Below are 25,913 nucleotides of genomic sequence, written 5' to 3'. Positions count from 1 at the left end.
CGTTCCCCCCGGCCCCTCGATGTCCGCCCCGGTCTCCAACGTCCGCCCTGCTCCGGATACGGTACTCGTCGATATCGTCGACTACGTGCTGAACGCCGGTATCGACAGCGCGCTCGCGCTGGAGACGGCGCGTCATTGCCTGATCGACACGCTCGGATGCGGACTCGAGGCGCTGTCCTACCCTGCCTGCACCAAGCTGCTCGGCCCCGTCGTGCCCGGCACGATCGTGCCGAACGGCGCGAAGGTGCCCGGCACGTCCTTCCAGCTCGATCCCGTCCAGGCCGCGTTCGGCATCGGCGCGATGATCCGCTGGCTGGACTTCAACGACACCTGGCTCGCCGCCGAATGGGGTCATCCGTCCGACAACCTCGGCGGGATCCTGGCGACGGCCGACTGGCTTTCCCGCACGGCCCGCGCGGCCGGCCGGAAGCCGCTCCCGATGCGCGACGTGCTGGTCGCGATGATCCAGGCCCACGAGATCCAGGGCTGCCTCGCGCTCGAGAACTCGTTCAACGCGGTCGGGCTCGACCACGTGCTGCTCGTGAAAGTCGCGTCGACGGCCGTCGTCGGCCGGCTGCTCGGGCTCACGCGCGACGAGCTGATCAACGCTGTGTCCAACGCGTTCGTCGACGGCCATGCGCTGCGTACCTACCGCCATGCGCCGAACACCGGCTCGCGCAAGTCCTGGGCGGCCGGCGACGCCACGTCCCGCGCGGTGCGCCTCGCGCTGATCGCGAAAACGGGTGAAATGGGCTATCCGTCGGCGCTCACCGCCAGGACCTGGGGCTTCTACGACGTGCTGTTCGACGGCAAGCCGTTCCGCTTCCAGCGCCCGTACGGCACGTACGTGATGGAAAACGTGCTGTTCAAGATCGCGTTCCCCGCCGAATTCCATGCGCAGACGGCCGCCGAGGCCGCGCTGCAGCTGCACGCGCAGCTCGCCGCGGCGGGCCGCACGACCGACGACATCAGCCGGATCACGATCCGCACGCACGCGGCCGCGATCCGCATCATCGACAAGCAGGGCCCGCTCGCCAATCCGGCCGACCGCGACCACTGCATCCAGTACATGGTCGCCGTGCCGCTGCTGTTCGGCCGGCTGACCGCGGCCGACTATGAAGACTCGGCCGCGGCGGACCCGCGCATCGACGCGCTGCGCGCGAAAACCGTGTGCGTCGAGGATCCGCAGTTCACGAAGGATTATCACGATCCGGACAAGCGATCGATCGCGAATGCGCTGACGATCGAGTTCACGGACGGATCGAAGCTTGCCGAAGTGGCGGTCGAGTACCCGCTCGGCCATCGGCGGCGCCGTGCAGACGGCATCCCGCTGCTGGTCGATAAATTCCGGACCAACCTCGCCCGCCGTTTCCCGGCCAAGCAGCAACAAGCGATTCTCGACGTGTCGCTGGACCAGGCAAAGCTCGAAGCGATGCCGGTCGATGAGTACGTCGACTTGTATGTGATATAGCCGTCATCTACAGGACTCTTTGTTTCCTAGCCTTAAACCCAGGAAAATCACCATGGCCCACAATCTCCACAAGACCCTCAAGGAATTCGACAGCGGTTCCGGCAAAGGCAAGTTCTACTCGCTGCCGCAACTCGGCAAGGAGCTGAAGACGAAGATCGAACGCCTGCCGGTGTCGATCCGCATCGTGCTCGAGTCCGTGCTGCGCAACTACGACGGCAAGAAGATCACCGAGGAGCACATCGAGCAGCTCGCGAACTGGAAGCCGACCGCGAAGCGCGTCGACGAGATTCCGTTCGTCGTGTCGCGCGTCGTGCTGCAGGATTTCACGGGCGTGCCGCTGCTCGCCGACATCGCGGCCATGCGCGGCGTCGCCGAACGCACGGGCAAGAACCCGAAGAAGATCGAACCGCTGGTCCCGGTCGATCTCGTCGTCGATCACTCGGTCCAGATCGACTACTTCCGCCAGAAGGACGCGCTCGACCTGAACATGAAGCTGGAATTCCAGCGCAACAACGAGCGCTACCAGTTCATGAAGTGGGGCATGCAGGCGTTCGACACGTTCAAGGTCGTGCCGCCGGGCGTGGGCATCGTCCACCAGGTGAACCTTGAGTATCTGGCACGCGGCGTCCACAAGAAGACGGACGGCGGCGACACCGTGTACTACCCGGACACCCTCGTCGGCACGGACAGCCACACGACGATGATCAACGGCATCGGCGTGGTCGGCTGGGGCGTGGGCGGCATCGAGGCGGAAGCCGGCATGCTCGGCCAGCCGGTGTACTTCCTGACGCCGGACGTCGTCGGCGTCGAGCTGAAGGGCAAGCTGCGCGAAGGCGTGACGGCCACCGACCTGGTGCTGACGATCACCGAAATGCTGCGCAAGGAGAAGGTCGTCGGCAAGTTCGTCGAATTCTTCGGCGAAGGCACGAAGTCGCTGTCGCTGCCGGACCGCGCGACGATCGGCAACATGGCGCCGGAATACGGCGCGACGATGGGCTTCTTCCCGGTCGACGAAAAGACGATCGACTACTTCGAAGGCACGGGCCGCACGAAGGCCGAAATCGCCGCGTTCGAAAACTACTTCAAGGCGCAGAAGCTGTTCGGCATTCCGAAGGCCGGCGACATCGACTACACGAAGACGGTGACGCTCGACCTGGCGACGGTCGCCCCGTCGCTGGCCGGCCCGAAGCGCCCGCAGGACCGCATCGAGATCGGCCACGTCAAGTCGACGTTCACCGACCTGTTCTCGAAGCCGGTCGCGGAGAACGGCTTCGCGAAGAAGGCGGACGATCTCAACACGCAGTACACGACGAGCAACGGCGTCGACGTGAAGAACGGCGACGTGCTGATCGCCGCGATCACGTCGTGCACGAACACGTCGAACCCGAGCGTGCTGCTGGCTGCGGGCCTGCTCGCGAAGAAGGCGGTCGAGGCCGGTCTCACGGTCGATCCGAAGATCAAGACCTCGCTCGCGCCGGGATCGCGCATCGTCACCGAGTACCTGACGAAGACGGGCCTGCTGCCCTACCTGTCGAAGCTCGGCTTCGAAGTCGCCGCGTACGGCTGCACGACCTGTATCGGCAACGCGGGCGACCTGACGCCGGAACTGAACGAAGCGATCACGAAGAACGACATCGTCGCGGCGGCCGTGCTGTCCGGCAACCGTAACTTCGAAGCGCGTATCCACCCGAACATCCGCGCGAACTTCCTCGCGTCGCCGCCGCTCGTCGTCGCGTACGCGATCGCCGGCAACATCACGCGCGACCTGATGACCGAGCCGGTCGGCAAGGGCAAGGGCGGCCGCGACATCTACCTCGGCGACATCTGGCCGACGAGCGACGAAATCCACGCGCTGCTCAAGTTCGCGCTCGATCCGAAGAAGTTCGAGGACAACTACGCGAAGCTGACCAAGAAGGGCGACCTGTGGAGCAAGATCGAGGGCGAATCGGGCGAGGTCTACGACTGGCCGAAGTCGACCTACATCGCCGAGCCGCCGTTCTTCGGCAACGACTTCTCGATGGAGCCGGCTGCATCGATCCCGACGGTCCAGGGCGCGCGCGCACTGGGCATCTTCGGCGACTCGGTCACGACCGACCACATCAGCCCCGCAGGCTCGATCAAGGAAGACTCGCCGGCAGGCAAGTGGCTGAAGGAGAACGGCGTGCAGAAGGCCGACTTCAACAGCTACGGCTCGCGCCGCGGCAACCACGACGTGATGATGCGCGGCACGTTCGCGAACGTCCGGATCAAGAACCTGATGATCCCGGTGAAGGCGGACGGCACGCGCGTCGAAGGCGGCCTGACGATCCACCAGCCGAGCGGCGAACAGCAGTCGATCTACGACGCGGCCATGCAGTACATCGCGGCTGACACGCCGACCATCGTGTTCGCGGGCGAGGAGTACGGCACGGGCTCGTCGCGCGACTGGGCCGCGAAGGGCACGCAACTGCTCGGCGTGAAGGCGGTGATCGCACGCAGCTTCGAGCGCATCCACCGTTCGAACCTGGTCGGCATGGGCGTGCTGCCGCTGCAGTTCAAGGGCGCGGACAGCGTCCAGTCACTCGGCATCACCGGTGAAGAGACGTACGACATCGAAGGCCTCGGCGACGACTTCAAGCCGCAGCAGGACGTCACGCTCGTGATCCACCGCAAGAACGGCGAAACGCAGCGCGTGCCGGTGCTGCTGCGCATCGATACGCCGATCGAAGTCGACTACTACAAGCACGGCGGGATTCTGCCGTTCGTGCTGCGCTCGCTGCTCGCAGCGTAAGCGCGCGGCCGTTGCAGGTGCCGCAGCCGCCTCGCGGGCGGTTGCGGCCGATTTGGATGCCCGACCTCGTGTCGGGCTTTTTTTTGGGTTCTTCGTGGAATTTCGTGGATGTCGCTTGCCGATCCACAGCCGCCACTAGCCAATACAGCACCGGGATGGCCGCGTGAGGCTGTCCAACGGACTCTGACCACGGGCAGGCGTTTGCAATCGACAGCGACGCCGAACCGACCGGGAACGGCTTTTTATCCGATCGAAGCTGAATGAGCGGTGACCTGTCGTATCGTCCGAGGCAGACGCGATCTCATGCTGTTGCCGCCATTCATCTGAAGGCTCAGTCTTTGGATGAATGCATCGTCACGTCGCCGACGACCACCCCTCTCAGTCCCTCCCGCAGTGTCGTGACATTTTCCACACCGTTCAGTTGCTCGAATTTCTGTTGCGCTTCCCGCCAGAGCGGGGCCGCTCTTTCGTGCAGGCGCCGTCCTTCCTCGGTAAGTGCTATCAGGCGGCTTCGGCCGTCCGCGGGCGACGGTTTAATCGTGACGAAGCCGTCCCGTTCCAGGAAGCCAACCATTTTTCCCATTGCTGTCCGTTCGATATCGAGCCGTTCGGCAAGGGCGTTGACTGCCGCACTTCCCACCTCATTCAGCGCCGCCAGGGTGAGGAATTGCGTGATGCGCAGGCCCGCGGGCTCAAGATAACTATCGTAGAGGCGGGAGATCTGCCTGCTCGCCTTCCTCACGGCGAAGCAGTTGCATTGATCGATGCCAAGCGGCTGGTTGACCGGCAACATCTGTTTTCCACTCCTTATTTCGGTTGATCGTCAGAACGCAACGCGCATTGCGTCACGCGAGGGTACCCCGGTATCTTTCGATGAAAGCCAGCACCGAAAGCGCTGGCGTCAGAGTAATCTGCGCGCCTCATGTCTGGCTCCCCAATCCGGTTCTCGTCATCGGCGGTGTTCAAAGCCCTGCCGGCGGCGTGATGTAGCCCGGTACCTCATCCGCAAGCGTGCGCTTCAGCGCCGCTGTCCCCGCGTCGGCCATAATCTCGCTCTTGCCGGCGGCGAGGGCGTCATACGCCTGTCGCACGACGTCCTCCGGGCTGGCTTTAGGCACGTCAATGCCGTTGGTCAGGTCAGTATCCACAAACCCGACGTGCAGGCCGAGAACCTGAATGCTACGCGCCTGTAGATGAAAGCGAAGCTGGTTCGTATAACTCCACGCTGCTGCCTTTGACGCGGCATAGGGCGTCAGATAGGGCCGTGGGAGCCACACGATGTCGGAAAGCACGTTGATGATGGCGGCATGCGGCTTGGCCACCAATATCTGCTCGAAGGCCTGCGTGACGCGCACTACGCCGTAGTAGTTCGTCTCGAACAGGCGGGTTGATTGCGCTTCGACGTCCGCCGCCAGAGGCCCGTCGATCAGCGCGGCGATGCCTGCGTTGTTGACCAGCAGAGTCGTATCCGCTGCCAGCTTCGCGGCCTCGGCGATCGACGCCTTGTCCGTGACATCGATTCGGACAGGTTCAATGCCCGGCTCGTTGAAATCACGCGTATTGCGCATGCCGGCGTATATCTTCGCCGCCCCGCGCCGACGTGCCTCTCGTGCGAAAGCCAGGCCCAGGCCGCGATTGGCACCGGTGATGAAGACAGTGGCGTTTTTGACATCCATGACCAACTCCTTTTCCAAAACCGCATGCCGGGGGATTCAACTTCCGTCGCTGGCCTGCGGGCATTCGGTTCAAAGAAAAAATTTTTCCGGCAACTGCGTCGAAAGCGCCTCCCGCAAATGGGTGGCGAGCGTCAGCACGGCGCCGAGCGGGCTCATCCGCACGCTGACTCGCGGCACCGATCCGTCGGCGTTGCGGTCAACGACGACGACCGCGCTCAGCTTCTCGCCGCTCGTCAGAACGGCCGCGTATTCAAGAAAGAGCCGCGAGCCGACAGCCTGAAGAAACGTGGGCGACTGCGACGCGTAGAAGGTTCCGACCGCGTTGACGGCGAGCCGGATTTCGTCGCGCCCGATCACGGGACCGCGCAACACTGAGCTGATCAACTCTGCGTCGTCCGTCAGATCGTCCAGAAACGGGTGACGCTCATCTTGTGTGTGTGACATTTTCAAACCTCGATTCGCTTAAGGACAGGTTCATGCGAATGCGGCCCGATTCTTGGCGACGAACTGCTGGACCGAAAGCGCCGGCTTTCCGGTGATCTTCTCGACGGCATCGTTGGTGCCCGAGAAGATACCGTCGCGGTAGTTCTGCGCGACCTCGACCAGATGCTGCGTGAGGAACGGCGGAAACTTGTAGAGGGTTTCCATCTTGATCCGGAATGCCTCGATGGAAGTCGGCGCGTATTCGATCCGGGCGCCGAGAACCTCGCTCATCGCGGCGGCGATCTCGGTATGGTTCATCTCGACGGGGCCATGGAGCGCGTAGGTCTTGCCCTCGTGACCTTCGGGGTTGGCCAGGACATGCGCGATGACCCGCCCCTGATCGTCGGTGGCGATGGGTGCGTGACGGCCGTTTCCGAACGGAAATTCAATCTTCTTGCTGGCCCAGATCTCCTTCGCGAAATGCGGATAGACGAGCCAATCGGCAAAGAAGGTGGGCCGCAGATGTGTAGTCGGAACGCCGGACCAATCGAAGACCCGTTCGGATACCCAATGATCCTGTGCTGCGTGGCTCGTCGACTCCCGGCGCGCGGAAATCTGCGACATGTTGACGATCGCCGTGACGCCCGCTTCCTTGGCGGCCTGAGCGAAATAAGCCGCCGCCCCGATGATCCCCGGCGCGATCGGATGAAGAAAATAGGCCGAGCGGATTCCTTCCATGGCTGCGCGGATGTCATCGATGTCGGTAAAGTCCCCGACCGCAATGTCGACTCCGCGCTGCCTCAGCGCGGACGCCCGATCGTCATCTGTGCGCACATACGCCCGCACCCGTCTGCCCATCTTGAGCAGTTCGTCGATAGCGATACCTCCCGTCCGTCCGGTTGCACCGCTCACAAGAATTTCAGCCTCGTTCATCGCTTCGCTCCATTCGAAAGTGAGAGCATATGCTCCCTTGAGCGAAATATAGGAGCATGTGCTCTCAATGTCAAGGGATTCTGGTTTGCGCTGGGCTTGATGAATCTCGCGTCTCCAGGAGCACCACGCTCTGTCGAGCTGGCGGCGTTGCCCGCGACGGATCGGCGGGCTGTCCGGGTGCCGTGCAATACGAAGTGCCTGGAGGCGTCGAGATCATCTCTGCTTACACAGGATGGCCAGACGTTGCGCATCCGCGTGACTTGAAAAAAGGATGGGATCATTCGATTCGACGACGTGATTCCCTGCGGCGTCGCGAGGGCGCTGGAAATCAAGGAGGACGTAGAGTTCCCAGATTCGCGCCATACTCGAACCGAAAATTGTCGCTAACGCAGGTCAGTGTTAGCGATCCGAAGGCCGATGATGCGATTGGTCGAGCTCGATAGGGGAAGGGCCATCGTGATGCGTAGAGCCGACATTTGAGTGCCCATCCGAGCGCGCGAGTGACCGGCTGAAGATGGCCGAACGCCGACGGTCTTCCCCGCGCTCCCCGGCAATCCGCGATGAACTTTTTTGCGTGAGCGCGTTACGCCGCCTTGTCGCCTCGCGCTTTCGCACCCGCGCCGGTTCGTGCGTTCTTCTTCAGATGGGTACGGTTGTATTCGATCGCCGCGCGCACGAGACTCTTCAACGCCCGCTTGTCGAGCTTGTCGCCTTCGAACAGATCGATCGCGCGGCGCGCATTGCCGGCGAGGCCGTCGTTGAACAGCTTGTCCGGATCGGGGAGCTGCGCGCCGTGCATGAAGGTCACTTTCACCTTGCCCTTGTGCGCGTTCGCCACAGCGATCATCCCGTCGCATGACCAGACGGGGCTGCCCATCCATTTCCATTCCTCGACGATGCCGTCGTCGGCAGCGAGGATCGTCTGGCGAAGCTCGGCGAAGGTCTTGCCGCGCCAGTCGGCGATGCCTGCGATCAGCGCATCGATGCGCTCGGACGGCGTGAGGTCCGTTGCACTCATGCGCGGGCCTCCGTGCCTTCGTCAGGACGCGACAGCACCTGTTCGAGCGAGTCGAAGAACCGTACCCAGCCGTACTGCGCACCACGGTATGCCTGCTCCTGGTCGGGGCGGAAGCCGACCTGCTCCATGCGCAGGTGCGTGCCAGCCGGCGTCGGCGTGAGCGTCCACGTGACGACGCTTTCGAGGCCGTGGGCCGCCCACGTATAGGACAGCGCGCGGTGCGGCTCGATCGTGAGGACCGTGCAGTCGACCGAGCCCCAGTCCGCGCGGAAACTGAACGCACGGCCCGCGACGGGCTCGAAGTCGCTCTTCATCAGCCACGCCTCGATCAGGTGCGGTTGCGTGAGCGCGCGCCAGATCTTCTCCGGCGGATGCGGCAGCTCCCGGTCGACGACGACGGAGCGCGTTTCGGTAGTGGCTTGGTTCATTACTGATCCATCCTTTTGAGCAGATCTTCGAGGACATCGAACCGGCTCTGCCAGAAACCTGCCATCTGGCTCGTCCAGTCGATCAACGGGGCCAGCGCTTGCGGCTGCGCGCTGTAGTGCGTCTGCCGGCCTTCGTGACGGTCATTCACGAGCCCGGCCTGCTTCAGTACGCCAAGGTGCTTCGACACGGCCGGCTGCGAGACGCCCGCATGGGCGGTCAGCGCGGCAACCGTCAGCTCGCCCTCCGCGCACAGCCGCTCGAAAAGCGCGCGGCGCGTGGGATCGGCAAGCGTCCTGAAAAGCGTGTCGTGAGTGTTTTGCATATCGTCCCAAATACATAACCAGATGGTTATGGATTGAAGGATATCCGCTGATCGGCGCGCGTCAAGGCGGGATTTCGCGAACCGCGTCGGTCGATCCTGCGCGACCGGCGCGTGCGGCGCACCGGCGCGCGCCGACGCCGGATTCGAGCATTTCCTCTAATCCGCGATGGCGACGCGCGATCCGAAAGCGGCCTGCAAGACTGGCCGATGCGCTGTTCCACAGTTCGGGAAACGTCCGAGCTCCGCCGGCCCCGTTGTTGTGCATGCGCGAATCCGTTCCTGACGAGTCGCTTCCAATGACCACATAGTGCGATACGGCGTGCAGCCATTGACACGCAAACGCCATGCATCCACGCGGCGCGCCCGTCCACGACCGCGCACATTCCGATGCCGCAACGAACGACTCGTGCGTGCGAGCGACGCACGTTGCCGCGCCGTCGTACCGCGAACCGGTTCCGCTCACCGCCCCCGTCACTACCGGCGCGTACTGCGCGGCGCACGCACTCATGCGCCCCCGTTGTCAGAACTGACAGCTATGGAAACTGGCAGCTACCCGAACGGCACCGACGCCCTACGCTCGTCACCGCTCGCGGCCCCACAAGGGCCGGGGGTTCCAGTAACGTCGCCTCTCCTAAAAAAGGACTCCCGATGAAAAGGAACGCCTGGTTTGCCCTTCCCCTTCCGTCGCCCCGCCGCCTGGCGTGCGTGGCACCGCTCGTGTTCGCCGCCGCTGCGGCGCACGCGGCGACGGATTGGGTCGATACTCATACGAAGGCCTTTCTGACCGGCCCGCAGTTGCTGGCGCGCAGTGCGGCGCCGTCGCTCGAACTCGCGGCCGGCGAGACGACCGACGTCGTCGTCAGCCTGAAGCTGCGCAACGCCGCGCAGCTCAAGCAACTGGCGCGCGACGTGAACCGGCCCGGCAGCGCGCATTACCGTCAGTACCTGACGCACGAGCAGTTCCTAGCGAACTACGCGCCGACCGATGCGCAGGTGAAGTCGGTCGTCGACTATCTGCACAAGAGCGGCTTCGTGAACGTCGAGGTTGCGCCGAACCGGCTGCTGATCTCCGCGCACGGCACGGCCGGCACGGTGAAGACCGCGTTCAACACGTCGCTCGTGCACTTCCAGTACGCAGGCCGCTCGGGCTTCGCCAACACGTCGACCGCGCAGGTGCCGCGTGCACTCGGCGACGTCGTCGGCTCGGTGCTCGGGCTGCAAAGTGTCGCGCGCGCGCAGCCGATGCTGCGCATCGGCAACGTGGCGAAGCCGCAGGCGCTCGCCGCCGGCACGGCGACGGGCCACTATCCGAAGGAATTTCCGGGCCTCTACAACGCGACCGGCGTGCCGACCGCAGCCGGCGTGACCGTCGGCATCATCACGATCGGCGGCGTATCGCAGACGCTGCAGGACCTGAAGCAGTTCACGTCGAGCAACGGCTACGGCACGGTCACGACGCAGACCGTAAAGACCAACGGCACGGGCGGCAGCTACACCGACGACCAGGACGGCCAGGGCGAATGGGATCTCGACAGCCAGTCGATCGTCGGCTCGGCCGGCGGCCAGGTCGGCAAGCTGGTGTTCTACATGGCGGACCTCAACGCCGCCGGCAACACGGGCCTCACGCAGGCGTTCAACCGCGCGGTATCGGACAACACCGCGAAGGTGATCAACGTCTCGCTCGGCTGGTGCGAAACCGACGCGAACGCGGACGGCACGCTCGACGCCGAGGAGCAGATCTTCACGACGGCGGCCGCGCAAGGCCAGACGTTCTCGGTGTCATCGGGCGACGAAGGCGTGTACGAGTGCAATAACCGCGGCTATCCGGACGGCTCGAACTACACGGTGTCGTGGCCGGCTTCGTCGCCGCACGTGCTCGCGATCGGCGGCACGACGCTCTACACGACGTCGGCCGGCGCGTTCTCGAACGAGACGGTGTGGAACGAAGGGCTCGATTCGAACGGCAAGCTGTGGGCGACGGGCGGCGGCGTCAGCACGATCCTGCCTGCGCCGTCGTGGCAGTCGGGCAGCAATCGCCGGTTGCCGGACGTCGCGTTCGATGCCGCGCAAAGCACGGGCGCATACATCTACAACTACGGCCAGTTGCAGCAGATCGGCGGCACGAGCCTCGCCGCCCCGATCTTCACGGGCTTCTGGGCGCGGCTGCTCGCGGCGAACGGCACGGGTCTCGGCTTCCCGGCCGCCAATTTCTATGCGGACATTCCGTCGCATCCGTCGCTCGTGCGCTATGACGTCGTGTCGGGCAACAACGGCTATCAGGGGTATGGCTATACGGCCGGCACCGGCTGGGATCTGACGACCGGCTTCGGCAGCCTGAACATCGCGAACCTCAACCAGCTGATCAAGTCGGGCGGGTTCTGAGCGATGCATGAAGACCGGCGCGCGGCGAGGGTTGCCGCGCGCCGGTGGTGACCGTCCCGCGCGCTACTCCGTCGCCGGCTCCTTCGCGCGCTCCGACACGACCGGCGCGCCGGCCCGATGCGACGGCGCGAACAGCCGCAGCCCGCTCGCGACGCTCGCCGCGCCCGCGAAACCCGCACCGAGCATCAACGCAAGCGTCGGCCCGTGGCGCCCCGCGATGCCGAACGACAGCGCAACCAGCGCCGCGCCCGTTGCCTGCCCGATCAGCCGCGCGGTCGCGATGATCCCGCTCGCGCCGCCGCTGCGCTCGGGCGGCGCGCTCGACATCAACGCCTTCAGGTTCGGCGACTGGAAGAAGCCGAAGCCCGCGCCGCACAGCATCATCCGCCAGCCGATATCGATGACGCCCGGCGACACCGGCAGCGCGGCGAGCGACACCATGCCCGCACTCAGCAACGCAAGGCCGATCGCGCCGAGCAGCCCGGGCGGATAACGATCCGACAGCCGCCCCGCGATCGGCGCGGCGAGCGCGACGATCGCCGACCACGGCGTCATCAGGAACCCCGTTTCGACCGCGCTGCGATGCAGGACGGTTTCGAAATAGAACGGCAGCGACACGAACGCGAGCCCCTGCGCGGCGAACGCGCATACGGCGGTCAGCGCGGACAGCGTGAACACGGGCCGGCGGAACAGGTCGACCGGCAGCATCGGCGCCGGGTGTCCGGCCTGGCGGCGGATCAGCAGCCAGCCGAACGCGAATGCCACCGCGGCCGCCGCCAACACGACCGAGAGCGGCCCGCGCTGCGCGAATTCGCCGAGCGCGAAGATCAGCGACGCGAACGTGATCACGTTGAACAGCGCGGCAACCGGATCGAACGCATGCTTGCCGCGCGCCGTCTGCGGCAGCGACGGAATCGCCACCGCGAGCGCGAACACGCCGAGCGGCACGTTCACCGCGAACAGCCACGGCCACGCGGCCACCGACAGGATCAGCGACGCGATCGTCGGCCCGACCGCGAACGACACGCCGACGACGAGCGCGTTGAAGCCGACGCCGCGCCCGAGCCGGTGCGCGGGAAACAGGCCGCGGATCAGCGCGACGTTGACGCTCATGATCGCGCTCGCGCCGAAGCCCTGCACGATGCGCGCGGCCGTCAGCATCGGCAGCGTCGATGCGAGCGAACAACCGAGCGACGCCAGCGTGAACACCGCCAGCCCGGCGACATACACGCGCTTGTGGCCGACGATGTCGCCGAGCGACGCGAACGGCAGCAGCGTCGCGACCATCGCGAGCTGGTACGCGTTGATGATCCATACGGACGCGGCCGGCGACGCGTGCAGGTCGGCAGCGATCGCGGGTAGCGCGGTGTTCGCGATCGCGGTGTCGAGCGTCGCGAGCGCGACGGCCAGCAGCACGGCGGACATCGCGCGCCAGTTGACGGCCGGCTCGTGCGCGCCGGCGGGGGAAGCGAATTCGGACAAGATGGGCTCGGCTGACGAGCGACGCGCGGCGTCGCGGATTGAGCGGCGCGGCGACGGGCGTGCCGGACGGCAAGGCCGGCGCGCGCGTTACCGCGATCCGTATTGTTGCAGAGCCGCATCAAACCTGCAGGCGGCCGCCACGTCAGTCAGCGAAACGAAAGCTTGTGAGATGCCGTGCCTTGCGCGCGGCATCGTTGAGCGCACAACGATCGACGATCCGGCGGCTGCCGCGCGGCCTTTCGGGCTCGCGCCCAGCTTCGTCGTGTCGGCGCCAGCGGCCGGCCCGGCCGCGTCTGCTGGCGACACCACGCATCGGCAATGCGCCGATGCGTGGCATGCGTGCACCGCCGTCGCGCCGTCGCGTCAAGTCGGATCAGGTCAGGTCACCGCACGCCGCGCATTGCGGCCGCGCAACCATTCGAGCGCGAGCAGCAGGCTCGTCGAGAAGATGATCAGGATCGTGGCGAGCGCAGCGATCGTCGGGCTGATGTTCTCCCGGATGCCCGTGAACATCTGGCGCGGCAGCGTCGTCTGGTCCGCGCCCGCGAGAAACAGCGTGACGACCACTTCGTCGAACGACGTCGCGAAGGCGAACAGCGCGCCCGACATCACGCCCGGCGCGATCACCGGCAGCGTCACGCGGAAGAACGTCGTGACCGGATTCGCGCCGAGCGACAGGCTCGCGCGCACGAGGTTCTGGTTGAAGCCCTGCAGCGTCGCGGCCACTGTCGTCACGACGAACGGCACGCCGAGCGCCGCGTGCGCGGCGATCAGCCCCGTGTAGGTATTCGCGAGCCCGAGCGGCGCGAAGAACAGGTACATGCCGACGCCGACCACGACGACGGGCACGATCATCGGCGACAGCAGCACGGCCATCAGCAGCCCCTTGCCGCGGAAGTCGGCCTTCGTCAGGCCGATGGCCGCGAGCGTGCCGAGCACCGTCGCGACGACGGTCGCCGACGGCGCGACGATGAAGCTGTTCTTCGCGGCCATCCGCCACTCGTCCGATGCGATCAGGTTCTCGTACCAGCGCGTCGAGAAGCCCGGAATCGGATAGACGAGGAACGTGCTCGACGAGAACGACAGCGGCACGATCGCGAGCACCGGCAGGATCAGGTACAGCAGCGTCAGCACGACGAGCACGCGCAGCGCGACGTACCACGCGCGCTCGACGAACGACATGTGCGGCGCGAACAGCGGCCTGGCGAGTTTCATGGTCGGCATCCCCTTCCCGTTTCCCTGTGCCCGGCGCTCAGCCGAGGCTCACGTTCGAGCGCGTGAAGCGCCCGTACACCGCGTACAGCACGAGCGTGGCCGCGAGCAGCAGCCCGCCGAGCGCACACGCCATGCCCCAGTTGATCGTCACGTTCGTGAAGTACGCGACGTAGTAGCTGACCATCTGGTCGTTCGGCCCGCCGAGCAGCGCGGGCGTGATGTAGTAGCCGATCGCGAGGATGAACACGAGCAGCGCGCCCGCGCCGACGCCCGGATAGGTCTGCGGCACGTACACGCGCCAGAACGCGGCGAACGGATGGCTGCCGAGCGACACGGCCGCGCGCTGGTAGGTCGGCGGAATCGACTTCATCACGCTGTAGAGCGGCAGGATCATGAACGGCAGCAGGATGTGCGTCATCGAGATGTACACGCCGACGCGGTTGAACAGCAGTGTCAGCGGATGGGAGATCAGCCCGCTGCCGATCAGCGCCGTGTTGATGAGCCCTTCGCTCTGCAGCAGCACGATCCACGCGGCGACGCGCACGAGCACCGAGGTCCAGAACGGAATCAGCACGAGGATCATCACGAGGTTCGCGCGCCGTTCCGACAGCGTCGAGATCCAGTACGCGAGCGGATAGCCGAGCAGCAGCGCGAACAGCGTGACGGCGACGCCGATCACGAGCGTGCGCCCGAAGATCGCGAGGTAGATCGACTGGTCGGGATCGGCCTGCACGATGTGGCCGAAGCCGTCCTGCTTGTGATCGAGCGCCGCGAGCAGGTAGAACGGCGACACCTGGCTGCCGTTCTTCGCGATCGCCTGCCAGTACGCAACGTCGCCCCAGCGCGAGTCGAGGTCGACGAATTTCGCGCGGGTCTGCGCGGGCGTCAGCGGCGCGTCGCCCGCGTTACCGTCGCCCTTCAGCGGCATCGCGCGCGCCGTCTTCGCGACGAGCGAGCGATAGCCGGGAATCTCGGTGTTCAGGCGCCGCGCGAGCGCGCCCATCGCCTCGCTGTCGGCGACCTTCGTCATGTCGGCCGCGAGCGCGACATACGCGGCGTCCGCCGGCGGCGTCTTGCGGTCCCAGCCCGACAACGCGGCGACCGTGTTCGGCAACGCGATCGCGATCTCCGGGTTCTGCACCGCGCGCGTGAGCAGCGTGCCGATCGGCACGACGAAAATCAGCAGCAGGAAAATCGCGAGCGGCGCGACCAGCAGCAGCGCCATCGTGCGCTTGCGGGCCTCGGCGGCCTTCAGCTCGCGTTTCAGCGCGGCAGTCGACTGCGAGGAAGGCGCGATCGTCATTGTATTCAACGGCTCTCTCCGGCCGGGCACGTTCCGGCGGAATGCCGCGCGACACGATCGACGCGTCGCGCGGCCGGTTGCATCACGGCACCCGTGAGGATGCCTGACTGGTTACTTCGTTGCCCACGCGGCGAAGCGCTGTTCGAGCTCGTCGCTGTGGTCGGTCCAGAAGCCGATGTCCTCCAGTATCGCGTTCTTGCCATTGGCCGGCGAGTTCGGCAGGTTCGCGAGCGTCTTCGCATCGAGCGACTTGATCGCGGCAACGTTGGCCGGGCCGTACGCGATGTGCTGCGCATACGCCTGCTGCGGCTTCGACGTCAACGTGTACGCGATGTACTGCTCGGCCAGCGCCTTGTTCGGCGAGCCCTTCGGAATCGCCCAGTAGTCGAGGTCGTAGATGCTGCCGTTCCACACGACCTTCAGGTTCTTGCCTTCCTTCTGCGCGGCGTCGATGCGGCCGTTGTACGCGGTCGACATCACGACGTCGCCGGCCACCAGGAACTGCGGCGGCTGCGCGCCCGCTTCCCACCACTGGATGTACGGCTTCAGCTCGTCGAGCTTCTTGAACGCGCGATCCTGGCCGGCCTTCGTGCCGAGCACCTTGTAGACGTCCTTCGTCGCGACGCCGTCGGCCATCAGCGCGAATTCGAGGTTGTAGCGCGCGCCCTTGCGCATCCCGCGCTTGCCGGGGAATTTCTTCACGTTCCAGAAATCGGCCCAGCCGGTCGGCGCCGACTTCAGCTTGTCCGCGTTGTACGACAGCGCGGTCGACCACACGAAGAAACCGACGCCGCACACCTGCGGCGATTCCGGAATCAGGTCGGATTTCTTCGCGATCTTCGACCAGTCGAGCTTCTCGTACAGCCCTTCGTCGCAGCCGCGGTTCAGGTCGCCGGATTCGACTTCGACCACGTCCCAGTTGACGTGCTTCGCCTCGACCATCGCCTTCACCTTCGCCTGCTCGCCGTTGTATTCGACGGCCGTGACCTTGTTGCCGGTCGCCTTCTCGAACGGCTGGTTGAACGCGGCCTTCTGCGCGTCGCCGTTCGCGCCGCCGAAATTGACGACCGTGAGTTCCGCAGCCGATGCCGATGCACCGAACGCGACCAATGCCAGCGCGAGCGCCGTGCGGCGCGCCGTAAAGCTTGCTCGTTTCATGATGGTTTCCTCTCCTCTCGTGGTGGAAGTGGGCTTTGTTGTTGACGACGTGCTACGGAAAACCGGGTAAACCATGCTCACGCGAACACGCGCAGGTGTTCGGGCGAGAACGCAAGCGAGACCGGCGCGCCGGGCGAGAACGCGTCGAGCGCGCCGGTGCCGAGCGGCACCTTCACGAAGCATTCGTCCTGACCCGGCAGCGCACAGCGCATGCGCACGTGATCGCCGAAATAGATGAGGCTGCGCGCCTCGCCGCTCACGCAATTGGCGGCGGCGCCATGCGTACCGTTCGCGCCGTGCGCCGCGAGGCTCATGCGCTCGGGGCGGATGCACGCGACGGCCGATGCGCCCTCGGCGGCTTCGCCGATATGGCGGCCGACGAGCTTCGTGCCGTCGTCGAGCCGGAATTCGCAGAATTCGCCGTCGACGCGCGCGATGGTGCCGCGCAGCCGGTTGCTGTCGCCGATGAAGTTCGCGACGAATTCGTTGCATGGCGATTCGTACAGGCGGTCGACGGTGTCGAGCTGCTGCACGATGCCCTTGTCGAACACGGCGACACGATCGGACATCGTCAGCGCCTCGCCCTGGTCGTGCGTCACGTACACGAAGGTCACGCCGAGCTTTTCGTGCAGCGCCTTCAGTTCGTACTGCATGTGTTCGCGCAGCTGCTTGTCGAGCGCGCCGAGCGGCTCGTCCATCAGCACCAGCTTCGGCTCGAACACGAGCGCGCGCGCCAGCGCGATGCGCTGCTGCTGGCCGCCCGACAGCTGCGCCGGATAGCGTTTCGCGAAGCGCTCCATCTGCACCATCTTCAGCGCGTGCGCGACGCGCTCCGCGCGCTCGGCGGCCGACAGCTTGCGCACCGTCAGCGGATACGCGACGTTCTGCTCGACCGTCAGGTGTGGAAACAGTGCGTAGTTCTGGAACACCATGCCGATGTTGCGCTTGTGCGGCGGCACGGTGTTCAGCAGCTCGCCGTCGAGGCGGATCTCGCCGCCGGTCGGGAATTCGAAGCCGGCCAGCATCATCAGGCAGGTGGTCTTGCCCGAGCCGGACGGCCCGAGCAGCGTCAGGAATTCCCCTCGGTGGATATCGAGGTCGAGCGATTTGACGACGAGCGTCTCGCCGTCGTAGGTCTTCCGCACGCCGCGAAAGCTGACGATCACATCATCGGACTTCATCGTGCTGTCCCCTTGCTCCGCGACAATCGCTTTTTGAGATGCGAGCCACTATACGGTGCGCACGGTTCTACAATAGGGAACCATTTCAATATTACTAGTAGGACCACTTTGGATACCGTGATCGTCGCCGACTGGCTCTCCGCCCGCATCGACCGCAGCTCGCCCGAACCGATGTACCGGCAACTGCTGCAACTGATGCAGCAGGCCATCCTGACCGGGGAATTGGGGCCAGGAACAAAGCTGCCGAGTTCGCGCACGCTCGCCGGCGACCTGTCGATCGCGCGCAATACGGTGCTGCACGTGTACGACCAGCTGACGGCCGAAGGCTACGTGCTGACGACGACCGGCAGCGGCACCTACGTGGCCGACACGCGGCCGGACGCCGCCGCGATCCGCGTGCCGGGCGCCGCGCCGCCGCCGTCAGCCGCCGACGAACCGCCGCCGCCCGACGCGCAGGGCGGCCTGTCGATGCGGGGCCGGCAGCTGATCGAGCATGCGGGCGTCTCGCGGCGCCAGTGGGGAGCGTTCATGCCGGGCGTGCCGGACGTGTCGGAATTCCCGAGCCGCACGTGGAGCCGCCTGCAGGCGCGGCTGTGGAAGGAGGCCAACCCGGAGCTGCTGACCTATGCGCCGGGCGGAGGCTACCGGCCGCTGCGGCGCGCGCTCGCCGATTACCTGCGCGTCGCGCGCTCGGTCAAATGCTCGCCGGACCAGGTGATCATCACGACCGGCATTCATCAGTCGATCGATCTCGCGGTGCGGCTGCTGTCCGACATCGGCGATCGCGCGTGGGTCGAGGAGCCGTGCTACTGGGGCGTGCGCAGCGTCCTGCAGGCGGCCGGCCTCACGCTCGCGCCGGTGCCGGTCGACCAGGAAGGGCTCGACCCGCGCGCGAGCGACATGCAGCATCCGCCGCGGCTCGCGCTCGTCACGCCGTCGCATCAGTACCCGCTCGGGATGGTGATGAGTCTCGCGCGGCGCCGCATGCTGCTCGAATATGCGCGCCAGCACCGCTGCTGGATCATCGAGGACGACTACGACAGCGAATTCCGCTACGGCAGCCGCCCGCTCGCGTCGCTGCAGGGGCTCGACGACGGCGGCCGCGTGATCTACGTCGGCAGTCTCGGCAAGATGCTGTTCCCGGGGTTGCGGATGGGCTACATGGTCGTGCCCGAGCATCTGGTCGATACCTTCCGCACCGGATTGTCCGAGCTGTATCGGGAAGGCCAGCTGATGCAGCAGGCCGTGCTCGCCGAATTCATCATGGACGGCCACCTCACTTCGCACGTCAGACGAATGCGCACGCTGTACGGCGAGCGCCGGCAACTGATGATCGACGCGATCCGCGCGCGCTTCGGCGACGCGCTGCCGGTGATGGGCGACGAGGCCGGCCTGCATCTGGTGCTCGGCCTGCCCGATGCGTGCGACGATCGCGCGGTCACGCAGAGCGCATTCGACGCCGGCGTGATCGTGCGCCCGCTCACCAGCTACTACAGCCACCTCGACACCGCACGGCAGGGCCTGCTGCTCGGCTATGCCTGCGTCGCGCACGAAGGCATCCGCCCCGCGTTCGACACGCTCGCCAATACCATCGAGCACCATCTGCCGCGGGACATCACGCGCGCGGCATGAAGCCCGCCGCACACGGCGGCGCCCGGTTCGTCAATGCGCGCTTCCCGCGCCACGATCGAGCGACGCCGCGCGCACGGCTTCGCCGGGCTTCGTGAACACACGCTGCCGCAGCGCGGCGATCTGCGCGTCGCGATCCTGCGGCGACAGGCCGGCCGATTCGATCTGTGCACGCTGCGCCGCATAATCCGCGTAACGGCCCTGCCACGACGCGTCGTCCTGCTGCATCTGCGCAACGCGTGCCGCCGCCTCGGCGCCGAGCGTCTGCGTCAGTTGCGCGCGCATCGCATCGGGCGTCGCGCCGCTCTTCTGCAATTGCGCGATCTGGTCGATCGCGGCGCGCTGCCGGTCCACCCGCTGCTGCGCCGCGCGTTCGTCGGCCGGCATCTGCTGCTCGAGCGCCGCGAGCCGCTCGGCCTTCTGCGCATCCGTCAGTGAGCGATCCTGAACGATCTTCAGCCGTGCCAGGTCATAGCGCTGCCGCCACTGCTCCGCGCCGAAGAACGGCTGGCTCCAGTCGCCGAGCGTGCGGTACGCGATCGACGCGCGCTGATCCAGCGCGAGCTGCAACGCGCCCAGGTCGGACTTGTCGACCGCACCGGCATCGCGCAACGTCGCGAGTGCGTCGAGATACGCGCGATACCGATGCCACACGTCGAGCGCCTCGGCCTGCGCGACCGTGCCGTCGAGCTGCGCGGCGATCTCGCGTACGACGAATGCATCGAGCGCGGCCGCGCTCAGGTCGCTCTGCGCGGTCAGGCAATAGTCGAAGAAATCGCGCACCGCGCGCAACTTCGCGAGATGACCGCCCGCATCGAGCGGCAACCGCGGCGCGCTGGAACCGGCCAACGACGGCGGCAGGCCCGCACTCGCCGGCACGGCGGGCTGCGGCGCGGCGGCCGCCACGCCGCCCACCGCGGCCGCCTCCGGCGCATCCCCCGCGGCGCCCGCGCCGCGATGCGATCCCGCCCCGCCCCACATCGCGACGCCGGCAATCGCCGCCAGCCCCACGACACCATAGATCGCAGCGCGCCGCGCCAGCGGCGCGCGCCCTTCACGTGCCGCCATCGATCACGCGCCCGCGAGTTTCAACCGGTTCGCATGCGTGCGGATCACCGCGACCGGATCTTCCGCATACGCGCCGCGCACGCCGAGCAATTGGTTGATCTCGTCGATATGGTTCCACTTGTAGCTCGTGCTCAGCACCTTGCCGTACAGCGCGCTGCACTTCGACACGAGCCCGTCGTTCTGGCCCGAGCCGCGGTTGATCATCACCGTGCCCGTGCCGTACAGCGCGAGCGTCGACAGGTCGAGCGCGTTCGCCGGATCGACGAGCGGAATGGTGCTCGTGTCCGTCGCGCCCGTCACGCCGAGCACGGAAAGCGTCGGCTGGATCGCCGTGCCGGCCCACGAATACAGCAGGTGCGTGTTGCCGCCGACGGTTTCCGTCGGCGCGCCGGTCTGGCAACTTCCGGGCGCGCCGAGGCCCGCGCTCGGATAGTTCTGGTTGTAGGTGGCGGCCTGCGCGGTCGTCAGCGTCTTCAGCGACGCGAGGGCGTCCTGGTTCGTGTTGTGGCTGCTGCTCGTCAGGATCCCGAACACATTGACGAACGCGGCGATCACCGTCGACGACAACCCGGTCGGATCATACGCGAGCACGCCCTGCACGAAGTCGGCGAACTCGGAGCCGCGATGCGGCGTGCCGATCGTCGTCACCGACGCGACGAGATCGGGCGCGACGGCCGCGACATAGCGCGACGTCAGCCCGCCCTGGCTGTGGCCGACGAGATTGACCTTGGTCGCGCCGGTCGCGGCGAGCACCGTCTTCACGTAAGCCAGCAGTTGTTCGCCGCGCCCGTTCGGGCCGTCGTCGCTCTGGAAGCCCGACAGGTTCGCGACGTAGACGGTCGCGCCGTGCTGCTGCAGGTCTTCCTGGATGCCGTACCAGTACTCGAGTACGCCCGCATACTTGTCGGTGCCGGTCAGCCCGTGCACGAGAATGATCGGATAGCGCGTCGTCGCATAGTTGTCGGCGGGCGCGGTTGCCGCCATCGCCGTGTGCGTCGTCGCGAGCGTCGTCAGCGCGGCCGTCCCCGCGAACGGCGCGACGCTCATCGCGCATGCCACTGCCCCTGCCATTACCCTGGAACGCATCGATCTGGCCATGCATGTCTCCTGGTTATTGTGCTGCCGGTGCGAATGACACCGGATCGACACGCACGCCGCATTGCGCGCGCCGCGTGTGTCGAATGCGGGAGTGAAGCACGACTCGTGAACGTTTGCGCCCCGACTAGATACGGTTCTCTAATCGGTTGACGCGCACCGCCCGTTCGGGCGGTGCGGCGTCCAGGCATGCGCATGCTGCGACGCACACGCGCGTTGCGCGCTACAGTTTCGCGCTCACGCGTACCCACGCGGTACGCCCCGGCTCCATCACCGGCGCGTTCGCCGGATAGCCGAAGCCCGCGTTGCCGGCGAGGTTCAGATGCTCGGTGTAGGCCTTGTTCAGGACGTTGTCGACGCCGACCGAGATCTGCACGGTCTTGCTGACGTTGTACTGCGTATGCAGCGACAGCACGCCGAATCCGGCGCTCGGGCCGAAGTCCTTGCCGACCACGTTGCCCTCGTTCAGCGCATAGCGATGCTGCGGCGCAACGATGCGCCACAGGCCGCCCGCCGACCATGCGCCGCGCGTATATTCGAGCCCGATGCGCGCCTCGAGCGGCGGCATCTGCGGCAGCGGATCGCCGCTCGCCACGTTACGCCCCCACGCATACGCGAGCGACGTCTCGACGCGCAGCGGCGCGACCGGCCGCCACGACACGCCGGCTTCGCCGCCCATGATCTGCGCGTTGACGTTGGTGGCCTGCGTGGTCGGGCCCATCATGCCGGCCGCATAGTTGAACAGGATGAAGTCCTGTACGTAGCCCGCGTACGCCGACACCCATGCATCGAACCGGTCGCTCTTGTATTGCGCGCCGATGTCGAGCTGGGTGGTCTTCTCCGGCTGCACCGCCGAGAACGCATTGACCGAACCGGCCGGCCCGCGCGTCGCAGAGAACAGTTCCCAGTAGTCGGGATAACGCTCCGCGTGGCCGATCCCCGCATACCACGTGACGGGCAGCGACGCGAGATCGCGCTCGTAGCGTACGAAGCCGCTCGGCAGCACCTTCGTCCGATCGTCGTCGAAAGTCGGGTTCGGCTTGCTCATCATCATGCCGCGCTTCATCGCGCGCTTGTCGCGTGCGCTCGCATAGTCGATTCGCGCGCCGCCGATCACGCGCGATACGTCGCTCGCATACCACGTCAGCTCGCCGAACACGCCCGCGTTCCACATCGTCGCCTGCGCATCCCACGGCTGGTCGCGGTAGTTCTGCTGCCCCATCGACGAACGCGAATCGAGCCGGTTCGATTGCGCGTCGACACCCGTGACGAGCTTGAAGTCGTCGCCGAAGCGCAACGTCGCGGCCGCACGCGCGCCGACCGTGCGGCGCCGCACGTCCGCGGCCATCCGCATCGGCATGCTGCTCGTCGGGTCGGGCTGCCGCAACGAATAGTTGTCCATCACGTGATCGGCTTCGTTGTAGTACACGCGCGCCTCGATCCGGTCGAGCACGTCGCCGAGATGCCGCTTGTCGAACGACAGGCCGAACGTCTCGCGGCGGAAATGCGCGCCGTCCATCCCGCGGCCCGCGTAGCGCGCATAGCCGTCGCCGGTGCCGGCGGTCAGCTCGACGCGCGTATGGTCGTCGGGCGTCCAGCCGAGCGCCGCATCGGCATTCCACTTGTCCCACTGCGACGGCACCGTGTTGCCGTTGCCATCCTGGTAGTCCTGCGAATGCGCGTGGTTCGCGGTCACGCGGCCATAGACGTCGGGCGTGCCGGCGGTCAGGTCGACGTTCTGGTCGTTGCGGCCGAACGACCCGCCGACGAGACTGCCGTCGAAGCGCATGCCGGGGCGCTCGAAACGCGGCGTCACGCGCTCGAACAGCACCGTGCCGGCCGACGCGCCCGGACCGTACAGCACGGTCTGCGGCCCCTTCACGACGGTGACCTTGTCATAGCTTTCCGGCGCGATGTACGACGTCGGCGCATCCATCCGGTTCGGGCACGCGCCGAGCGTCGGCATCCCGTTCGCCAGGATGTTCAGCCGCGACCCGAACATCCCGCGCAGCACGGGGTCGCCGTTCGTGCCGCCGCTGCGGATCGACGTGAAGCCGGGAATCGTCTTCAGGTAATCGGCGCCGTCGCTGGCGGGCAGCGGCTGGCGCGGCGCCTTCGGATCCGTGACGACGACGAGCGGCGTCGACAGCGGCGACGCGACGACTTCGACGGGCGGCAGGAGCACGGCCGCGTCGTTCGCCGTCGCGCCGGCCGCATGCGTGGTTTCGGCTGCGGCAGCGCTCGCGGCCAGCGCGCCGACGGCCAGCGCGGGAACGGTAAGTTTCAACATGCGCGGCAGCGGCCGCGCACAGGCATTGCGTGACGCACGCAACTGGAAATTGGTCATGATCGAAAGCCCGAGTGACGCCCTCCACGCGGCCTCGACGGGCCGCACGGATATCGGCGGAAGTAGGAACGGCGGGAAACGCGTCAGGCGCGCTCGGGCGGTGCACGCGGATAGGCGCGCGGATAGCGGTCGCTGCGCACCGCGACGGCAGGCGACGCGGCGGCGGAAACGGAAACGACGGGATTGAAGCCGACCGACGCGGCGGCAGGCGCGCCGATCGCCGGGCTATGCGCGAAGAAGCCGCAGTAGCCGCACGCATCGAGATGCAGCGCATGATCGTGCATGCCGCCCGCATCGGACGAACGATGCGCACCATGTTCTGTACTGCAGACGATCGCCTCGGGCGTGGCCGCCTGCGCGATACGCCACTGCGACACCAGCGGCGCCGCGATCGCGATCCAGATCGCGAGCAGGCCAAGCCAGGCAGTCAGGTGACGATGTCGGTGCAGCATGTACGGCAACGCGTAAACGGAATGTAAAAACAGCCGAGATGTTACAGAATGTTCAACGCGATGACCAGTGCGGGCGACGGTAAACGAACCGGGGGCGCATGGTTGTCAACACAACCATGCGCCCCGCCTGCTGCACGCTCCGGAAGCGCGGCGATCACGGCGCCATGCGCCGCAGCACGCCGTCGCGCCGGATGAAATGATGGTAGAGCGCGGCCAGCGCATGCAGGCCGATCACGAAGTAGAACGCGTTGCCGATCAGCTCGTGCGCTTCCTTGATCGTCGGCCGCAGCGCCTTGTCGGGGCCGAACAGCGTGAACGACACGCCGAGCCAGTCGAGCGACACCGGCTTGCCGCCCATGTTGACCATCATGATGCCGAGCAGCGGCTGCGCGATGATGAATACATAGAGCGCGACATGCGCGAACTTCGACAGCCAGCGCAGCAGCGTCGCCTGCGGAATGGCTTCCGGCACGCGGCTGACGACTCGCCACAGCACGCGCAGCACCGACAGCACGAGGACGAACGTACCGGCCATCAGGTGCACGTTCATCCAGAACGCACGGCTGTCGCTGCCTTTCGGTCCGCGGATCTCGATGGCGAGGTAGGCCAGCGCGACCAGCAGGAAGATGGCCCAGTGGAAGAAGATCGCGGGCGAGCTGTAGCGCGTCTGTTTCGCGAGGATGTTTCTCATGCTTCGTCTCGTGTTGTTTTCGGGGAGGGCGCCAGCTGCAACCGGCCTGTGCCCGGCAACGCAGTGACGATTGTAGCCGCACGGGCGTCCGGTTTTGCACGACGCGGTCAAATATCCGACGTATCGTCAACGCGCGCCGCGCAAGGCCGCCCTATGGAAAATCCGCATCGCGCGCGTGGGCGGCTGTGGCACGATGAAGCTTTGGTGCGACAGTGTGCGGGCATCATGAGCAAAGCGTTCTTCGTTGCGGCCTACCGGCTGATCGCCGCGTTGCTCGCGGTATCCACCACGCTGCACAGCGTCGCCGACTACTGGCGCCTGCCGACCTTTCATCTCGGCAACTACCTCAGCTACTTCACGCAACTGAGCAGCCTCTACGCGGCCGCGATACTCGCCGCGGGGCTATGGCGCATCGCGCGCCCCGGCTCGGCCCGCTACGAATCGATGCGCGGCGCGGCGGTGCTGTACGTGCTGATCACCGCGATCGTCTACGAGCTGCTGCTCGCGCGGCTCGATGCGCTGCGCCACGTCACGCCGGCGTTCAACAACTGGGTACTGCACCGGATCGTGCCGCTCGTGATGCTGTGCGACTGGCTGTATGTCGAACCGCGCTCGCCGATTCCGCGCCGCAGTGCGGTCGCGTGGCTCGGCTTTCCGGTCGTCTATCTCGGCTATACGCTCGTGCGCGGCGCGGTGGAGAACTGGTATCCCTACCCGTTCGTCGATCCGCGGCCGCACGGCTACCTGCCCGTCGCGATCCAGTGTTCGCTGATCGCGCTCGGCGCGGCGGCGCTCGCACTGGGCATTTGCTGGCTCGGCAATCATGCGAGACAGTCTGGCAGCGCGACGCTGAAGGAAGGATGAAGGC

22 protein-coding genes are annotated in these 25,913 nt (G+C 66.4%); 5 read left to right on the top strand and 17 right to left on the bottom strand.

Annotated features, from left to right (window positions below; all coding sequences use genetic code 11):
• The first annotated feature begins 19 nt into the window (after positions 1-19).
• Positions 20-1,471, top strand: coding sequence for a bifunctional 2-methylcitrate dehydratase/aconitate hydratase (locus HWX03_RS02410; protein ID WP_175870103.1), 1,452 nt, complete (start codon positions 20-22; stop codon positions 1,469-1,471).
• Between the two features lie 52 nt (positions 1,472-1,523).
• The gene (gene acnA, locus HWX03_RS02405) at positions 1,524-4,241 is read left to right on the top strand and encodes an aconitate hydratase AcnA (protein WP_175870102.1); all 2,718 of its coding nucleotides are present in this window, start codon (positions 1,524-1,526) and stop codon (positions 4,239-4,241) included.
• A gap of 331 nt (positions 4,242-4,572) precedes the next feature.
• Here the strand turns inward: acnA and HWX03_RS02400 are convergent, their stop codons facing one another.
• The 7 genes from HWX03_RS02400 to HWX03_RS02370 form a co-directional block, all read right to left on the bottom strand.
• Positions 4,573-5,034: a MarR family transcriptional regulator gene (locus tag HWX03_RS02400; RefSeq protein ID WP_175870101.1), complete on the bottom strand. Its 462-nt coding sequence runs from the start codon at positions 5,032-5,034 to the stop codon at positions 4,573-4,575.
• A gap of 169 nt (positions 5,035-5,203) precedes the next feature.
• Positions 5,204-5,917, bottom strand: a complete 714-nt coding sequence (locus HWX03_RS02395) for an SDR family oxidoreductase (RefSeq protein ID WP_175870100.1) — start codon at positions 5,915-5,917, stop codon at positions 5,204-5,206.
• Positions 5,918-5,986: 69 nt separating this feature from the next.
• The gene (locus tag HWX03_RS02390; RefSeq protein ID WP_175870099.1) at positions 5,987-6,361 is read right to left on the bottom strand and encodes a hypothetical protein; all 375 of its coding nucleotides are present in this window, start codon (positions 6,359-6,361) and stop codon (positions 5,987-5,989) included.
• Positions 6,362-6,391: 30 nt separating this feature from the next.
• Positions 6,392-7,273: an NmrA family NAD(P)-binding protein gene (locus HWX03_RS02385; RefSeq protein ID WP_175870098.1), complete on the bottom strand. Its 882-nt coding sequence runs from the start codon at positions 7,271-7,273 to the stop codon at positions 6,392-6,394.
• A gap of 583 nt (positions 7,274-7,856) precedes the next feature.
• Positions 7,857-8,291, bottom strand: a complete 435-nt coding sequence (locus HWX03_RS02380; protein WP_175870097.1) for a DUF1801 domain-containing protein — start codon at positions 8,289-8,291, stop codon at positions 7,857-7,859.
• Positions 8,288-8,719, bottom strand: a complete 432-nt coding sequence (locus HWX03_RS02375; protein ID WP_175819202.1) for an SRPBCC domain-containing protein — start codon at positions 8,717-8,719, stop codon at positions 8,288-8,290. Before HWX03_RS02375 ends, HWX03_RS02380 begins: the two co-directional genes overlap by 4 nt.
• Complete coding sequence (locus HWX03_RS02370) at positions 8,719-9,042, bottom strand: metalloregulator ArsR/SmtB family transcription factor (RefSeq protein ID WP_175870096.1); 324 nt, start codon at positions 9,040-9,042, stop codon at positions 8,719-8,721. The genes HWX03_RS02375 and HWX03_RS02370 overlap by 1 nt, the downstream gene beginning before the upstream one ends.
• A gap of 648 nt (positions 9,043-9,690) precedes the next feature.
• On the opposite strand from HWX03_RS02370, the gene HWX03_RS02365 reads away from it, so the two are divergent.
• Complete coding sequence (locus HWX03_RS02365; RefSeq protein WP_175870095.1) at positions 9,691-11,424, top strand: S53 family peptidase; 1,734 nt, start codon at positions 9,691-9,693, stop codon at positions 11,422-11,424.
• 63 nt (positions 11,425-11,487) lie between these two features.
• Here HWX03_RS02365 and HWX03_RS02360 read toward each other — a convergent pair whose 3' ends face one another.
• The 5 genes from HWX03_RS02360 to HWX03_RS02340 form a co-directional block, all read right to left on the bottom strand.
• Complete coding sequence (locus tag HWX03_RS02360; RefSeq protein WP_175870094.1) at positions 11,488-12,906, bottom strand: MFS transporter; 1,419 nt, start codon at positions 12,904-12,906, stop codon at positions 11,488-11,490.
• Positions 12,907-13,284: 378 nt separating this feature from the next.
• On the bottom strand, positions 13,285-14,121 hold the full coding sequence (locus HWX03_RS02355) for an ABC transporter permease (protein WP_165752767.1): 837 nt from the start codon (positions 14,119-14,121) through the stop codon (positions 13,285-13,287).
• A 37-nt stretch (positions 14,122-14,158) separates the two neighbouring features.
• Complete coding sequence (locus HWX03_RS02350) at positions 14,159-15,433, bottom strand: ABC transporter permease (protein WP_347879518.1); 1,275 nt, start codon at positions 15,431-15,433, stop codon at positions 14,159-14,161.
• A 102-nt stretch (positions 15,434-15,535) separates the two neighbouring features.
• The gene (locus HWX03_RS02345; RefSeq protein WP_174434386.1) at positions 15,536-16,582 is read right to left on the bottom strand and encodes an ABC transporter substrate-binding protein; all 1,047 of its coding nucleotides are present in this window, start codon (positions 16,580-16,582) and stop codon (positions 15,536-15,538) included.
• 77 nt (positions 16,583-16,659) lie between these two features.
• Positions 16,660-17,763, bottom strand: coding sequence for an ABC transporter ATP-binding protein (locus HWX03_RS02340; protein WP_175870093.1), 1,104 nt, complete (start codon positions 17,761-17,763; stop codon positions 16,660-16,662).
• A gap of 108 nt (positions 17,764-17,871) precedes the next feature.
• Here HWX03_RS02340 and HWX03_RS02335 point away from each other — a divergent pair, with 108 nt between their 5' ends.
• Complete coding sequence (locus HWX03_RS02335; RefSeq protein ID WP_175870092.1) at positions 17,872-19,395, top strand: PLP-dependent aminotransferase family protein; 1,524 nt, start codon at positions 17,872-17,874, stop codon at positions 19,393-19,395.
• Positions 19,396-19,425: 30 nt separating this feature from the next.
• On the opposite strand, the gene HWX03_RS02330 is transcribed toward HWX03_RS02335, so the two are convergent.
• The 5 genes from HWX03_RS02330 to HWX03_RS02310 form a co-directional block, all read right to left on the bottom strand.
• Positions 19,426-20,460 carry a lipase secretion chaperone gene (locus HWX03_RS02330; RefSeq protein WP_175870091.1) on the bottom strand — a complete coding sequence of 345 codons (1,035 nt, stop codon included), beginning with the start codon at positions 20,458-20,460 and terminating at the stop codon, positions 19,426-19,428.
• Positions 20,461-20,463: 3 nt separating this feature from the next.
• Complete coding sequence (locus HWX03_RS02325; protein WP_175870090.1) at positions 20,464-21,558, bottom strand: triacylglycerol lipase; 1,095 nt, start codon at positions 21,556-21,558, stop codon at positions 20,464-20,466.
• A gap of 220 nt (positions 21,559-21,778) precedes the next feature.
• Positions 21,779-23,902: a TonB-dependent copper receptor gene (locus HWX03_RS02320; protein ID WP_175870089.1), complete on the bottom strand. Its 2,124-nt coding sequence runs from the start codon at positions 23,900-23,902 to the stop codon at positions 21,779-21,781.
• 83 nt (positions 23,903-23,985) lie between these two features.
• Positions 23,986-24,354: a DUF2946 domain-containing protein gene (locus HWX03_RS02315; RefSeq protein ID WP_175870088.1), complete on the bottom strand. Its 369-nt coding sequence runs from the start codon at positions 24,352-24,354 to the stop codon at positions 23,986-23,988.
• 154 nt (positions 24,355-24,508) lie between these two features.
• A complete protein-coding gene (locus HWX03_RS02310; protein ID WP_175870087.1) occupies positions 24,509-25,045 on the bottom strand; it encodes a cytochrome b in 537 nt (178 codons plus the stop codon).
• Between the two features lie 225 nt (positions 25,046-25,270).
• On the opposite strand from HWX03_RS02310, the gene HWX03_RS02305 reads away from it, so the two are divergent.
• A complete protein-coding gene (locus HWX03_RS02305; RefSeq protein WP_174432005.1) occupies positions 25,271-25,909 on the top strand; it encodes a Pr6Pr family membrane protein in 639 nt (212 codons plus the stop codon).
• Positions 25,910-25,913: the final 4 nt, after the last annotated feature.

Origin of the sequence: Burkholderia sp. BCC0397 (assembly GCF_902832865.1) — a bacterium.
Lineage (GTDB): Bacteria > Pseudomonadota > Gammaproteobacteria > Burkholderiales > Burkholderiaceae > Burkholderia.
The sequence above is the reverse complement of the archived record's forward strand: the minus strand, read 5'-3'. Positions and strand labels throughout refer to the sequence as shown.